10 protein-coding genes are annotated in these 15234 nt (G+C 56.6%); 4 read left to right on the forward strand and 6 right to left on the reverse strand.

What is annotated here, in order from left to right:
- Positions 1–76: 76 nt before the first annotated feature.
- Entirely contained in the window at positions 77–1636 is a 1560-nt protein-coding gene (locus tag H535_RS27715) for a hypothetical protein (protein ID WP_051298880.1), read from the reverse strand.
- 264 nt (positions 1637–1900) lie between these two features.
- Positions 1901–3493, reverse strand: a complete 1593-nt coding sequence (locus H535_RS24445) for an oligosaccharide flippase family protein (protein WP_051298882.1) — start codon at positions 3491–3493, stop codon at positions 1901–1903.
- A gap of 509 nt (positions 3494–4002) precedes the next feature.
- On the opposite strand from H535_RS24445, the gene pssD reads away from it, so the two are divergent.
- The 3 genes from pssD (at position 4003) to H535_RS28980 (ending at position 7180) form a co-directional block, all read left to right on the forward strand.
- Positions 4003–4506: a PssD/Cps14F family polysaccharide biosynthesis glycosyltransferase gene (pssD, locus tag H535_RS0109090; protein ID WP_245580237.1), complete on the forward strand. Its 504-nt coding sequence runs from the start codon at positions 4003–4005 to the stop codon at positions 4504–4506.
- On the forward strand, positions 4485–6014 hold the full coding sequence (locus H535_RS28365; RefSeq protein ID WP_081416550.1) for a sulfotransferase: 1530 nt from the start codon (positions 4485–4487) through the stop codon (positions 6012–6014). Before pssD ends, H535_RS28365 begins: the two co-directional genes overlap by 22 nt.
- A 230-nt stretch (positions 6015–6244) precedes the next feature.
- The gene (locus H535_RS28980) at positions 6245–7180 is read left to right on the forward strand and encodes a hypothetical protein (RefSeq protein ID WP_155838633.1); all 936 of its coding nucleotides are present in this window, start codon (positions 6245–6247) and stop codon (positions 7178–7180) included.
- A gap of 151 nt (positions 7181–7331) precedes the next feature.
- On the opposite strand, the gene H535_RS0109105 is transcribed toward H535_RS28980, so the two are convergent.
- The 4 genes from H535_RS0109105 to H535_RS24455 form a co-directional block, all read right to left on the reverse strand.
- A complete protein-coding gene (locus H535_RS0109105; protein WP_026819307.1) occupies positions 7332–8264 on the reverse strand; it encodes a glycosyltransferase family 2 protein in 933 nt (310 codons plus the stop codon).
- Between the two features lie 60 nt (positions 8265–8324).
- Entirely contained in the window at positions 8325–8894 is a 570-nt protein-coding gene (locus tag H535_RS0109110; RefSeq protein WP_155838634.1) for a YveK family protein, read from the reverse strand.
- A gap of 242 nt (positions 8895–9136) precedes the next feature.
- Positions 9137–10411: a hypothetical protein gene (locus H535_RS0109115; RefSeq protein ID WP_155838635.1), complete on the reverse strand. Its 1275-nt coding sequence runs from the start codon at positions 10409–10411 to the stop codon at positions 9137–9139.
- 28 nt (positions 10412–10439) lie between these two features.
- Complete coding sequence (locus H535_RS24455; RefSeq protein WP_211236564.1) at positions 10440–11900, reverse strand: O-antigen ligase family protein; 1461 nt, start codon at positions 11898–11900, stop codon at positions 10440–10442.
- Positions 11901–12150: 250 nt separating this feature from the next.
- Between H535_RS24455 and H535_RS27720 the strand changes: the two genes are divergently transcribed.
- Positions 12151–15234: PKD domain-containing protein (locus tag H535_RS27720; protein ID WP_051298886.1), on the forward strand; the 3084-nt coding region annotated here is incomplete at its 3' end.

The raw sequence follows: 15234 nt of genomic DNA on the forward strand, positions 1-15234 counted from the left end.
GAACCATCGGTTCAACCTGCCCCGCCCCTCACCGCGGCACCGATGAAAGATCGGTTGCCGGCCTAAGGAGAAAGCGTCAGCGACTGTTCAACAACGCGGCTCTCGCACTCATGAATATGTCCTCCGTGACGTAGGCCTGGAATGCATTGAGGCTATCACTAGCTGAGCCGATATGGGTTTCTCCGGACATATAGGGCTCGCCCGAGGGGTAGTAACCATCTGAATTCCAATAGACCAAGGCCTTGATCTTGGGGTATTTCTTCAGCTGCTGCGCTGCCGTCTCGAAGAATTGATTCTTGAAGTCGGGATGTTCGGAGGACTCCTCCACGCCCCATTCGCCGAGCATTTGTGGCTTATTCGGATAGTTCTCTGCCGCCCAGTTGTAGAACCCAGGCCACGATGACCCACCATGAGTGCGGTTGACGAGGCCGGAGAAGTCGGTCAGCCAGATAGGAGGTTTCCCGAAAGAATACGAGTCCTGGGCGATCCAATCGACGACATCGTTTCCGGGATACAGATCGTCGAACCAAGGCTTGGTACCCCATTTTGCGCTGCCGACATAGTTCATGACAGTGACCATATTGTCTACACCGTTCTCACGGAGGAGCGAGACAACGTGCCTGAAGAAGGCGCGGAAGTCAGCTGCCGTTTGGCCGGAGCCAGGCGATTGGTCGACTTCATCTTCCATCTCGGCATTGAGCGAAAGGAAGAATGGTTCATGGGCATTCGCTTTCATATGATCAGCCAGCCGCAGGAGGAAGTCGTCAGCGGCTCCATTGGCAACTTGGCGCCATGTGAGTCCGTTTGGCTTCCAATTGAAGAAGAGAATCCGTTGTGCGTCGGGCTCGTTCTGACGGTTCAAATGACGCTGATTCGGGAACATATCGGACTGGCCACGCTCGTAGAAGTGCGCTATATCCATCGTTCGTCCGGCAGTCTCTTCGAATTCCAAAAGTGTTCGATTCCAGGGTTCCCCATGGATGGGACTGGACGAAGCTCCGAATAAAGTACCGCAACTTGGGACGAGGATTTCGGATAAGGTGCAGTTTGCTGGGGCGTCATTCTGCAGTGAGTCTGTAGACTCCGGGGTGGCGCTAACGGACCCATTGCCCGACTCAACCATGAGTTTCGGCGCCGAGACCTCGGTGGCTTCCTTAGAAGCGATGCGGGTTATGCCGCCGTCGGTACGGATCAATGCCAGAGATATGGCTCCGCCGCCGGCGTCCAGGCCCTTTAACGGAACTGAGAGACGATCCTGGTTGTCAGCAACGGTGGCTTGGCCAAGGAAATCGCCCAGTTCAGGCGCATTGCCCGAGCTGAGGTCGCGTTCATCCCATGAATTGGACACTTGGTGCACCTTGATGGTGCCTGCCGTTCCGCCGTGTAGGCTCAAGTTCAAAGTGGCAGCGACGTCACTGCCTGATACACCGGCGAACTTGAGGTATCCGATCTTGTCGTCCCAACCATCGTACCCGACAGAAACCTTTGCAGCGTCTCCATTGGTTCGGTCGGACAGCGAGGATACATCATAGGTGTCAGCAATACTGCTTGTTGCCTCGTCGGCTGCGTTTGCCGAAGGCGGGCTGGGCACACTCGCGGGCACGAGCAGGGCCATGACGGCCACGGTCGCGACCACCGCTAACCACAACCTTGCTGGCCCGGTCAATCCAAACAGCTTCTGGGATGAAGAGGGGGGTCTCATATAGCCATTTTGCTTTCCAGTCGCCAACTCTTCGCCCCAGCTCGCAAGTGTTCACGCGACTTATCGTAGGTTGGTTATAGAACTGTAACCGAAGCAGATGAAGATCGAAAGTCCTGGACAAGGGTTCACAGAGAGTTCAGGTGTAGGTACGGCGACGAAAGCCGGTTCCACCGGCCGCTCGAGGCAGGACAAGAGTGCTCATTCTTCTTGGTCGCCTCTCACGGATGAGATAGTCCGCTGACGACGAAGGGTTGACAGGGCCAGTGGTCCGCGGGCCTTCCAAACCATAGCCATGAGGGCGATGCACGAAGCACCGAAAACGATAATGACTGCCTCCAGATTCAAGTCGAACCAAGTGGTCGTGGCGAAATTAATAAGGCCGATCAAGAGCAGAGAAGCACCAATGATCAAAACGTGTCGTGCTATGAGCGTGAAATGCAGAAGCCGCCTGACCTGAAGAAAGCACAGCAGGTTCCGGAGAACAATGGCAACGGCCCATGAAATCGCCGCGCCGGTGATCCCGATCCGTGGCACCAGAATAAGGCACAGCACGAGGTCGGCAGCAAGAGCGATCGTCATATTCAGCAGTGACAGACCACTTCGGCCCGCCGTGATGAGAATGACATCGACCGGTCCGATAGCAGTCGCGAAGAGCATTGCGGTGGCCAGAATTTGCAGGACCAGTGCCCCTGATGCATACTCCGAACCGAAAATTGCGCCGAGGAGGAACTCGGCATGGGCCGCGATCATGAGATAGACCGGCCAGACCAGAGTGACGATCCAAAGTGTAAGTTGGCGCCCCACCACGTTGACAGCATGAGTTTTGCCTTGCGCCAGCAAGCGCGCCAACTGCGGGACGCTGACCTGATTCATAGCTGTACTGGCCAATTGGCCGATGACGAGGAACCTGGTCGCTGCCGTGTAGATTGCTCCAGCCCCTGGACCGGCCAGAGCAGTCACAACCGCCACGTCGGCACGTTGAAGGCCAACCTGTGCAATGCGGGTAAACCCGCGTGGGATTGTGAACTTCCAGAAAGCGCGGATATCGGACGTCTGCGCGGAGGGGGCGTTGCTGGGCGATAGATCGGGGGATCCTCCACCATGGCCATTGGGCAGGCATAATAGTGCGGCGGCAAGACCGATGACGTAAGGGGCCACCCAAGCTCCCGCCAACCATTCCGGGCCAGCGCTGAGAAGACCGGCGACGGCTACCAATGCCACTTGAAGGAGTGGGCGGAACAACCGTTCGATAACAATGGTGGGGCGCATTCGCCGGTGGCCTCGAGTGATCGCCAGCGTTATTTCATATGCAGTTGCGATCGGGATCGTGATCGCAAAGATCCGAATCATCGATGCCGTTGCGGCTTTCCCATTAGCGTCGGCCAGGAGGCCGGCCAAGGGGTTGGCAAGGGTCACACCAGCCACCAGCACGATGAGGCTTGCCAGAACAGCTGCGGAGACGCCGAAGAGAACGATCCGTCGATTAGCGTTCAGGCGCCCAAGAGCTATGTTCCATGCCAGGAATCGAACCAGGCCGTTGTCAACACCGAGGCGTGCTACAGCAGCGCAGATGAGGAAGATGGACGAAACGGCGAATATCTGCCCTGCAGTCTGGATTGCCCATAAATGGGTAATAAGTACGACAAGAGTAAAATTTGCGACGGCCGCTACACCCGTCGCAATAATGTTGGCACCTCCCGATCTGGCAATAGCGGTGACTGCGCCCCCAGTGTGCCGTTCACTCTCCGGTTTGCCGGTCGGGCTGGTCGCCCCGGTATTTCTGGTCGTCATACCGTTTTGTATCTAGACCAGAGGTCCCTGTTTGGTTTGGGTCCCCTGAGTGGAGGTGTCGTGGCGCGGAGTGCCACTTAGTGGTCTCTTCCCAACCAGATCGGCGAACAGTCGGGGACTTGTGGCAAATTTGACCGGCCCGGTTCGAAATTGCGGCGTCGTTGGAGGATAAAGATTGGCCGTCGTCGGTTGTGGAAAAGTTGCGTTGGGCAGCTGATGCTGGGGTTTCTGGAGTGCCAAACCGGCTACGGCCATACCAATGGCCAGAGGGATCGCCTCCCAGCGGTGGCCCAGGGGACGGCTCACAAACGCTGGCTGTGGAACAGACGTATCCAATGAATCCCCCATTTTCCAAACCACTCGTGGCGGCGAGTGCTCTGCTATCAGTATGACACAGAGAAATCAAACTCGAATAGGTCCTGAGCAGACTTTTGCTTGACTTTCGGCTCTCACTTGAGCGGATAATTAGCCAAACGACTAGCTTCTAGTGGTCATCGTAGGGGGAACGAGTGACAAATCCCAGCAGCCCGGCCAGCTTCCGCGACATGGCCCCGCCAGATGAGCGGCACGTATTGCTTATTGCTTCAACTGGTGGGCACTTGGCGCAGTTGCTTGAGCTTAAGCCATGGTGGCAGATGTACCGTCGCACGTGGGTCACTTTCGACAAAGCCGATGCAAGGTCCGCGTTGACTAACGAAGAAGTGGTCTTCGCACATCATCCAACCACGCGGAACGCCAAGAACGCCGTACTAAACTTCTTTCTGGCTGTGCGATTCCTGCTCCGAAACAGACCTTCGTTGGTTGTGTCGACTGGAGCGGGCGTTGCTTTGCCCTTCTTCATCGTGGCTCGCTTGTTTAACGTGCCGACCATCTATCTTGAAGTTTTTGACCGGGTGGATACCCACACCTTGAGCGGTTTGTTGTGCCGCCCCCTAGCGAGCGCGTTCTGTGTGCAGTGGCCCTCGCAACAGGACCTTTACCCGGGCTCCGAATGTATAGGAACCTTGTTGTGACCCCCGTCAAACAGCCATCTGGTACGGATGAGAGAACGCATTCCTTGCCAGGAGATAAACCGCTGATAGTAGTCACGGTTGGTTCTGATCACCATCCGTTTGACCGACTAATCGGTTGGATCGATCGATGGTTGTCCAACGGGGCGAAAGATCGCGTCGATTGTGTGGTTCAATATGGCACTGCCCGGCCACCTAAACATGGGATCCCGATGGCTTACCTTCCCCATGACGAGCTCATGAGACTAATGCACCATGCCGATGCCGTCGTTGTTCAAGGCGGGCCGATGTCCGTCGTGGAGTCGGTACGGACCGGCAAGTTGCCTATCGCCGTACCGCGTATCGGTCGTTTAGGCGAGGTTGTCGATGATCATCAGGTGACCTTTTGCAGAGTTATTGGTGCCAAAGGTGGGCTGTTGTTGGCCGAAGACGAGGAGGCGACCCTGGCCCATCTCGAATCGATCCTTGCGGACCCTGAACATGGCGTCGCCAGGCACGACACTGCTCAGGAAGCGCAAATTCAGAAAGCGATACAACGATTCGGGGACGTCGCAGACCAAGTCATGAACGAACAGACGCCGCGAGCGCGGGTGCTTATGCTTGGCGGATTTGGCCGCAGCGGCTCCACCTTGCTTGAACGGTGTCTGGCCGAGACGCGAGGTGTCACCGCACTCGGGGAGGTCCTTCACCTGTGGGAAAGGGGATTGGTGGACGATGAGTTGTGTGGGTGCTCCTCTCGCTTCTCGGAATGCGCGTTTTGGCAGGACATCGGTCGACGAGCGTTTGGCGGGTGGGAGCGAGTAGACGCCGCACAGCTTGTTGAAGATCGACGCCTAGTTGTCCGTAATAGGCATCTTCCTGAATTGACCATTGGCCTCTCAACACCGGGGCGGCGCCTGCGGCGATTGCGTTTTCTCCGCCATCTAAATTCCTTGTACCAGGCCGCGCATGACAGTTCGCGAGGAGACATCCTGGTCGACTCAAGCAAACACCCTGCCTACGCGTACCTGCTGCGGAGGGCGGCGGTGAACCTGAAATGCGTATTGGTGGTTCGCGATCCTCGAGGGGTTGCCTTTTCCTGGAGCAAGGTGGTCAAAAGGCCGGAGTCATCGCAGTCGGACGCATATATGCCCCGTTACTCAACCGCGCGGGCGGTGTTTAACTGGGCAGCATATGGCACCGCATTTCACGGCCTATCTCTTCTCAGAGTTCCCGTTATGACTGTTCACTACGAAGACTTTATGGATGATCCGTCCCGCGTCGTTAAATCGATCATGTCATTCGCTGGAAATGAGGCGGAAGAGATCGATACCTCGCATTTAGGATCGGACAGTGTGACCTTGACGGAGCACCATACAGTGGCGGGCAACCCGATACGTTTCACGACGGGACGCCTGGCAATCCGCGCGGACCATCAATGGCGACATGAGATGCCGGCCATTCAGCGCTTGGTGGCCACCGTGGTAAGCGCTCCCCTGAACCTTATATACAGGTTCAGGCTTCGACGGTGAGGCGCTGAGCAATGGGATGCGCCGGAGGGGTCGTTCCCGCAGTACGTCGTCCTGTGAATTCCAGTCTTAGGATAGTCTCTGGAACCTGGCGCACACCTGTCGACCTTATCCGTTCAAATGTCCAGCTATTCGGATCTGCACATGCCTAAATAGGGATCGAGCGCATAACCGGTGCAACACCGGGTGTCGTTTCGGTAAGTCGAGAATGCGTTACATTTGAGGGGGTCGAGATGATGGAAAAAATCGAACAATGCATACTGCACATTGGCACTGAGAAAACCGGAAGTACCAGTATTCAAGAGTTCCTTTTTCGGAATCGGAATGAATTGCTTCAGCGCGGCTACTTATATCCTGGAGCGCTTACGGGCGCTAGGCATCGTCCGAATCATGTCGCACTTCCCACTTATGCTCAAAACAATGCCAAAATGGATGGATTGCGCCGGTCTGCAGGCATCCGGTCCTCCCATGATATTGATAAGTACAGAGCAGTTATTGAGCAGTCATTGGAGGAAGAGGTCCGCTCCACTAAAGGTGTTAGGGTGCTTGTCCTTAGTAACGAGCATTGCAGCAGCCGTCTCATGGAGGTCGCAGAAGTAGAGAGGTTGATAAGTCTGCTCAAACAGTTCGTTCAAAGCATCTCTGTTATCGTCTACTTGCGACGACAGGATGAGATGGCTCTCAGTGTGTACAGCACCCAGATAAAGGCCGGGAAGCCAGGGGGTGATCCTTTTGTTAATGCTCAAAATCGCGGTGAATTCTATAACCATGATATATTGCTGACTCGATGGGAGCAGGTTGTGGGAGGAGAAAACATTACGGTTCGTACGTTCGACCGCTCGAGGATGATAGGCAAGGATGTCATCGGCGATTTTTTGGCTACGACCGGGATTAGAGGGAACGGGCTTGTGCGTGGACGTGTGAAAAACCAGTCGATGAGTGCGCGGGGTATGCGAATCACGGAGCGCCTTAATCCATATTTCCCTCCTCGGTTCGGGCGTCGTAGAAATCCGTTCAGGTCTTTGCTTCTTCGAGTAGTTGGATTACGCTGCCTCGGTCCGGGGCCAGCGATGGATAGTGAAGCCGCGGAACGGTTCTATTGTCAATTCCAAGAATCGAATGATGCTGTGAGGTCGAGGTACTTTCCGGATCGTCCATCCCTGTTTTGACGACCAGAACCAGAGTGTGAAACTGCCTGCTTTAGTCTCGGCGGTTCGGCCTGAACGACTGGCACTGGGCCGGCTCGCATGGCGACTATATGACCGCCAGAGCTGTAGCTAACTGGGAGCCTGTGGAACCGCGCAGCCCGCGGTACAAAGACTAGATACCTCGTCCGCGCGCGTTTAGTGACTTCATGATCGTATCCGGCTTGAGCAGGCCAAACACGATGCCTACGGCAAGGTATCCTCTCGGTTCGAGTATATTGCCTTTCAGCGAGCGGGCCGCAGTGGCCAGCGCTTCCCTGCGACGGGTCCCCGTAGCGGCCAGTGCGAAGGCCCGTTGCCCTTCCAGCCAGGCCGTGCCTTTGCGGTTTTCGGCGATACTGGGATGCTTCCCGAGGAGGTAGTTCAGCCCAGCGGCCATTCCTGCCCAGCGTTGTGAAAAGTACGATCCATCATGCCACAGGACGTCCGTAGTGGCAGTTCGGACAACCGCCACGGGGCCGTGGGCGGCGGCCCGAAGCAGCAAGTCCAAGTCTTCCCCGTAGCCGTGCGGCAGTTTCTCGTCGACCAAGCCGATTTGGTTCACCAAGGTTGTTCGTTGAAACAAGTATGTCGAGGGGTGGGCGCCCGTTAGGCGGCTGCGTGACAGCGCCGCGACAGTTATTTGGGGAACCTCGGGTATCCGGGGGTGCCGCTTTCCCGCATAGTGAACCTCGATGCCGCTGACGCACGCAATGCTTCTTTGTTCAGACATGGCCGCGACCTGATGGCTGAGTTTTTCGGTGCGCCATACATCATCGTCGTCGCAGAAGGCCACCATCTCGGCATCGGACATCATTATCCCGGTGTTGCGGGCTCCGGCCAGTCCCCGAGTGCGGCTGTTTTCAGCGGTTCGTACGATTCTATCCTTTTGGTTGCGCGCTATGTCCGTGCGGACTGGGCTGTAGTCGTAGACGATGGTTACACGGATTGTGCCTGGATAGTCTTGTCCGATAATGCCATCGATTGTCTGTAGCAACAGTTCATGCCGATCCCTTGTGGCAACGATGACGTCGACGTCTGGTGAACTTACGGCTTCTGCATTCGGCATTCTTGGCTCCTAATGTTCGTCAACGCAGCAGGTAATGTAATCAGAAGAATCCGTCCGGCACTAATCGGACCTAAGTGTACTTTCACGCCAGTAACTGACCCCTGAGCCAGCCACTATTCCTACCGCTAAGGCTGAGCCGAAGAAGATTGGTAACCCACTGCGGCTGCGCCCTTGCGCTAGTTGGGCAGACGTCGAAATGTATCCGGGTTGCGGCGAGTTTGCGGACAAGGCAGCCAGTTCCCCCATAAGCTCCTGGCGCTCCACGACCAGCGACGATGCCTTCTGTGCTTCGGAATCAGGTTCGGGCGTCTCGAAATTTCTGCTGGCAGGGGACTCCAACGATTGTTCGATGGTATTCAGCTTGGCATCGACTTGGGCCCGGTGCCGCTCAACTTCCTCCTGTAACAATTGGGTCCGCTCCGCGAGGAGACGATCGGCCAGTAACGAAGCGCCCCGCAAAGCGTTTTGCGCGGAAGTATTCCTGACGTAGATCCGAAATATACGTGAGTTGATAACCGGGGAGATTTGAACGTCATCGCGCAACTGTTTGCTGCCGCCGGGGTACGGAATTGAGCGCGCCACGTGACCGAGCACGCGATCTGACAGCAACAGTTGGGCGACAGAATCCATACTTACTGTGGTTGGCTCGTCCGTAGCCGAAGTGGCCGGGGCGCCACCAAGGATTACAACGAGGTCAACCCTGGCTCTATACTCCGGTTCGGTGGTGTAGAAGAGTCCAAGGCCACCGCCCAGGCTAATGATCACGATAGTGACAAACACGCGCCATTGACGGCGTACCAACGCCATGGGTGACATATCATGGTGGTCACGGCGCCTATGTCTTGGCTTCTGTGTCCGGTGACGCTGATCGATCATGGCGGTGGTCCAACCCCGGTATTGCAGCCGAGGCGCCCTGCCCGGCCAGCGTCCAGCCCGGCCGTGTTCAAGCGATCCGCCAAGACACGCTGATACCAGTCGCCTAGCTCCTGTACCGGTCTATTTCCTGTTGCAACGCCATCGACGGCAAACCGAGTGGCAATCATCAACAGGTACCCAGATATTATGGCCTCCAGTATGAATGTTCTTCTCGGTTCGGCTGTACTCCAGCCCGTGAGACTCAGCGTGTTATTTAAAGCATCGTACGCATTATCGGTGAGAACCTGCCGCGCCCGTGTCATGTCGTTCGTCTGGCGCAATGTCTTGTGAGCCGAATAATGGACCGCATCGATCCCAAGCGGCACATCCGTTTGGTAGCGTTCCCAGTCCCATATCATTGGTATACCGTCCCGGACGTTCAGGTTCCACGGTCCGAAGTCTCCATGCCACGATCCGAAGGGCAAGACATAGTTGCCGTAAACGGCCGAGAAGCTCTCGAACAATCGTAATAAGGCGTCCCTCTGTTGACAGTTGACTTCCGCACAACGCTCGGATAACCGCACCAGCCACCGACTAGTGCTGAGTCTGTGCTCGGATAGGCCGTCACCAACCGCTATGGCGGCCGCCGCGCCCCATGGGCCGTGCGGTATCTTTGAAGACCGTTGCGTACGTAATGCCGTCATCAAAAGCACCTCGTGGCCCTGCCACCTACCAGTGTGAAGGGGTACTGGGGTTTGAAAGGGCGTCTCCTTCTTGCGCGCCAGCAGTGACAGTACGTTATGTTCGTGACGGACCAGCGTGTTCGTCAATTCAGTGAGTCCGACCTTTGCAAAGCCAACTTCGGTACCGTCCAGAGTATGAACATTCAGGACTGGCTTGCGGTTTGCGCGCGGTGCACCGATGGTCATGGAGATCCGGACAGGCTCGCCATGCAGATCCGACAGATAGCGGACAATGGAGTCGGATTCGCCGGAGACCCGGATTCCACTCCTCATCACCGTCCAGCCAAATGGCGACCGTAGGAGGCTGGCTAACGCTCTGCGGCCCAGTTGCCGAAGAGCGCTATCACCGGCAGCCGGTCGATTAACAGCGTCGGCCGCCGCCAATGGGGAGCCAGCGGGGACTATGATCTTTGGACGTGCCCTTCCCGGCACCAGCCTGAACCCTTCCGGATTAGCCGCTATCCGCGAGCCGCGAATTTCCCCATTCGGAAAGAGTTGGGCAAGTGTGTCAAGGATATCCGAATACTTAGGGCTCTGAACTTTCGTCATGAAATCTCCGTAGTTTGAGTGCGTCTGATCAGGTGTCCGGGAGTTGGTTCTTCGTTGATGGAACGCCGGTTTCCCCAGGAGAGGAATTGGTTATTCGTTGTCGTTCATGTCGCCACAACAATCCGATCGCGATCATGAGCGTCATCAGGGTTTCGGAGATCACATCATAAAATGGAATAATACACGCGAAGAATATTCCGCACGCCACAAGCGTCTGGGCAAATCGGCCGTTCATCACGATCGCGGTTGCAAATCGGCGGCCGACGAAATATAGAAATAACACGGCGCCCAGAAGTCCGGTGCAAAAAACGAGATACCATAATGAGCCTTGTGTCCCTAGCCCTGGCGGTGAGCAATGCGGACAGTCAGGTGTTTCCCCAGCCGCTATTGAGAAGTAATTACCCTGTAGCTGTCGCGTCGCCCCAAACCCAATAAGGGGAGAATATTGGAGCGTCAACTTTATGGTGGTCGTTGCCAGGTTCGTCCGGCCTTCGTTACTATGCGGGTTATCGAACCTATCCTCGATGAGATCGCCCAAAAGGGAGAAGTTGATTATCGCAGCGCTGGCGATTCCGGCTAGGGCAATTCCAACCAAGGGGATCCACCGACCACTAAAGGCCATTCGGACAACCATATAAAACGCCATGATACCCAGTCCCAGCCATAGGCCACGATTCAGTGAGAATATTACCGGTGGGATAGATGCCAAGGCGAGAACTGCGAATATGATCATATGCCGTCGACTTGCTTTATAGCCCGTAAATGCGAGAATGAAGAACGGTAAATACATGCCAAAGTTGGCCCCCCATGAATTCGCATAGTTGAAGGGCGCCTTCGGTCTTATTGTTTCATATCCAAGAATGTCCTGAATCTGAGCAAGACCAGGGTGAATAAGTATATTCAAGAAATCATTGTTGAGTAATGCTTTGGGTAAGATGATTTGTAGAAGGGAGGGAAAATCGACCCAATAAAAAAAATACCCTGCATAGCTTCCCGCCACAGTAATAAGGAACATCCACGACATGAGTCTCACGACGAGCTGGGTTGGAAGTTCTCGTTCCGAGGCGTTACCGATGAAGAGCATGACGACTGTGACTGCTATGAACCAGGCCCCCCGATAGAGAAAGGGGACCAGCGTGTCTACTCCCTTTTCGGGCAAGACGTCCGGCAAAGGCGCCCAAAGCACTGTCACACCGATGGTGAGAACCGTCAGGAAAAGCAGCCAAGCACCGAACCCTGCCGGCAGAGTGATCGTTCGGCGCCTGAGAAGGTAGTAGCCAAGAGGGATGGACATGAGCAGAAAACCGAAGGAGCCCAGGCCGACCAGCCACCACAGAGGGAATCCGGCGAAGAACACGACGAATGGCCATGCTGGATTAGGTCGGCGCGGTGGCCGATGGTGCAGCTCCCGCGTCCGTTGAGCACCGGCACGCCCCTGCCAGAAACCACGCGGCAGAAAGGCTGAAGCTCTTTCCACAGAGAATGGCACCGATACCAAGTTTCCCCCATTCCTTGATAACCCAGGCTTCACGCATTGCCTGCTTCTATCTTATGTGAGAGGGGGCAAGGCGCGATAAAAACGGACTACTTGAGTTCTCTCCTTACAGAACCAGTAGTTCTACCTATGTGTAACTCCGTACCCGCAGCGGATAATAAAGCCTAGAAACTCGCGGTGCCGGCCTACCAGGTTGGGCCTATGACAGGTTGGGTGGAATTTAGGAGTCGGGGGGGACCTTGCAATGAAGCGATTCTGGGCGTACTTATTTTCGTTGCTGGTAGTGCTTGGCATGGGCTTGACTGTTCCATCGCAGGCTATGGCATCGGACGTCAGTTATGACGAAGTTGTCAGCGATGCTCCTGTCGGATTCACCCCCAACGTTCTGGACGGAATCGTTTTCTCCATCGCCGAGGTCGGGGACTTGATTGTCTTGGGTGGGTCCTTTACCGAAGTTCAAGCCAGCGACGGTGGTCAGGTCCTCAATCGGAACGGCGTCGTGGCGTTCAACCGCAACAACGGGAACATCAGCTCCGACTTTGCCCCGCAATTCAACAGCACGGTGCGCAGCGTGGTTCCGGCCGCAGACGGGCAGTCAGTCTACATCGGCGGCCAGTTCGGAACGATGAATGGGGCCAGCGTTCCGAAGGTCGTCCAGGTTTCAATCAACACCGGGAACCGGGTCGCGTCCTTCGCCCCGGGGCCGATTGACGCTGTTGTACATGACATGAAGCTGGTGGACGATCGCCTGTTTATCGGTGGCAACTTCACATCTATCGGTGGTGTGAACCGCAGCAGTTTGGCTGAGCTGGATCCCGATACGGGGCAGCTGCGCGACTCAGTGGATCTTTCCTTTCAAGGGACCCATCGCGGCGGATGGACATTTGTTCACAAATTTGACGTTACGCCGGATGGCAACACAATGGTCGTCACCGGGAACTTTACGAGTATTGACGGGCAGGACCGGGTCCAAATCGGAGTCATAGATGTGTCCGGCCCCACCGCCGAATTGACAGACTGGCGAACCGATCGGTGGCAGCCCAACTGCTATGCCAGCTTTGCCTACTATCTCAATGACCTCGACATATCGCCGGACGGATCCTACTTTGTTCTCGGGTCGATGGGTGGCTATGGAAGCGGCCCGCCGAGCCTGTGCGATTCGGTCTCGAAATGGCAACTGGGCGAAAGCGGCACCGGCGTCGATCCCATCTGGGTTGATTACACCGGTGGAGACAGCGTCTACGCCTTGGAAGCGACAGGGGAGGTCGTCTACTACGGAGGGCACAGCCGGTGGGCGAACAACCCGTTCGCGGGCGATCGGGTAGGCCCCGGCGCCGTTGACCGCGAGGGTATTGGTGCATTGCATGCGCTGAATGGATTGCCGGTGGACTGGAACCCGGGCCGTGCCCGCGGGCGTGGTGTGTTCGACCTGCTCGCAACGCCACAGGGTCTGTGGGTTGGATCCGACACGGATCGGATTGCCCGGTACCTGTACAGGGCACGCATCGCCATGTTCCCGCTCGCGGGTGGCTCCGGAATCCCCACCGCATCCCCGCCGGCATTGCCCGTCGACGTCATCCAGACCGGCTCCCGCGACGGTCAGGTGGACGAGCGCTATCTGTACCGAATCAATGCGGGCGGCCCGACTGTCCCCAGTATCGACGGTGGTATGGACTGGCTATCCGATGGGTCGCCGCCAGGCAGCGACTATCGAAATACCGGCAATGCGGCCGCGTCCTCCGGCGTGACGTCTGTCACCGATGCCGTACCGGTTGCAACACCGCTGGGTGTCTTCGCCACCGAGCGCTGGGATCCAACCAGTTCGCCCGAGAAGGCGTGGTCATTCCCCGTCGATTCCGGTTCGAATGTGCAACTGAGACTGTATCTTGCCGATACCTGCTCGTGTACGTCGGAACCAGGCTCCAGAGTCTTCTCAATCCGCATTGAAGGGGAGACGGAGTACGAGAACCTGGATCTGAACGCATCCGTAGGCCATCGGGTCGGAACGGTGCTCTCCCAGGATATTGTCAGCGACGGAAGTATCGATATCGAATTCCTCCACGGAGTGGAAAACCCGACTGTCAATGCCATTGAAATCGTTGACATGGACGCTCCCGCGCCTGATCCAGGACAGACGGACCAAGCCCAGCAGAGGTTCTTCGATGGTGATCAGGCAGCCGAGGCAGAACCGCTGACTTTGACGGGGGACGTTCCGTGGGACAGCGTCCGGGGCGGTTTCATAGCCGATGACTCGTTGTACTTGGCCATGGTCAGTGGGGAATTCCACCGACGTCCGTTGGATGGCAACGCGATTGGTGACGCAACTGAACTGGATCTGCATGGACTGACCGGTTTTGCCGCTGAGATGCAGCAGATGACGGGCCTCTTCTATTCCGAAGGGCGGATCTACTTCACGCTGGCAGGGCAGTCGGAACTCTTCATGAGGTACTTCGAGCTGGACAGCGGAATTGTCGGGGCGCAACGATTTGCGGTTTCTGATCCGACTGGACTGGTGGATTGGTCCGGTACGCGAGGTCTGTTCCTCGCTGGAGAAACCGTGTATTGGGCGACGGCGGACAGTAACCTTCATGCCATTCAATGGAACGACGAAGGCATGGGCGACGGAACGGTCAGCGGTACGCCGGAAGTCGTCAGTGGCCCCGACCAGGATAGTGCGAACTGGGCCAGCCGGTCCCTGATTGCCATGGAGGGAACGGCTCCTCCGCCGCCCAATGAACCGCCGACCGCTGAGTTCACTGCGCAATGCAACGCCCTGGACTGTGAGTTCGACGGATCGGGTTCCAGCGACCCGGACGGTTCGATCGATTCCTATGGATGGACTGTGGATGGAGCCGCTGCCAGCGACCAGGCAACACTGAGTCGCACCTTCAGCAGTCCCGGCACCTACTCCGTCACGCTGACCGTGACGGATGACGACGGCGCAAGCGACAGCACAACACAAGAAGTCGTGGTTGAGGCTCCGCCGAATGAGTCGCCGACTGCGGCGTTTACTGATGCTTGTGATGGGCTGGAGTGTGTTTTTGATGGGTCGGGTTCGTCTGATCCGGATGGAACAGTGGATTCCTATGCTTGGACGAGCAGTGATGGGGGAACTGGCGATCAGTCGGTGTTCAACCACACGTTCGCCGAGGCTGGAACGTATGATGTGACATTGACGGTGACGGATGACGACGGTGAGTCAACGGAGCTGGTCCGACAGATAATGGTGACGTCGGATCCTGCTCCGGTGAATGAGCCGCCGGTGGCTGAGTTTGTTGATTCGTGTGAGTTCCTTTCTTGTACGTTTGATGCTTCTGGTTCGTCGGAT

The sequence above is a fragment of the Arthrobacter castelli DSM 16402 genome (genome assembly GCF_000430705.1).
In the GTDB taxonomy this organism is placed as follows: Bacteria; Actinomycetota; Actinomycetes; order Actinomycetales; family Micrococcaceae; genus Arthrobacter_C; species Arthrobacter_C castelli.

Excerpts from the sequence above, each read along its gene's own strand:
- H535_RS24445 (WP_051298882.1), bottom strand. The coding sequence starts at position 3,493 with ATGACGACCAGAAATACCGGGGCGACCAGCCCGACCGGCAAACCGGAG.
- H535_RS28365 (WP_081416550.1), top strand. The coding sequence starts at position 4,485 with ATGTATAGGAACCTTGTTGTGACCCCCGTCAAACAGCCATCTGGTACG.
- H535_RS28980 (WP_155838633.1), top strand. The coding sequence starts at position 6,245 with ATGATGGAAAAAATCGAACAATGCATACTGCACATTGGCACTGAGAAA.
- H535_RS0109105 (WP_026819307.1), bottom strand. The coding sequence starts at position 8,264 with ATGCCGAATGCAGAAGCCGTAAGTTCACCAGACGTCGACGTCATCGTT.
- H535_RS0109110 (WP_155838634.1), bottom strand. The coding sequence starts at position 8,894 with ATGGATTCTGTCGCCCAACTGTTGCTGTCAGATCGCGTGCTCGGTCAC.
- H535_RS0109115 (WP_155838635.1), bottom strand. The coding sequence starts at position 10,411 with ATGACGAAAGTTCAGAGCCCTAAGTATTCGGATATCCTTGACACACTT.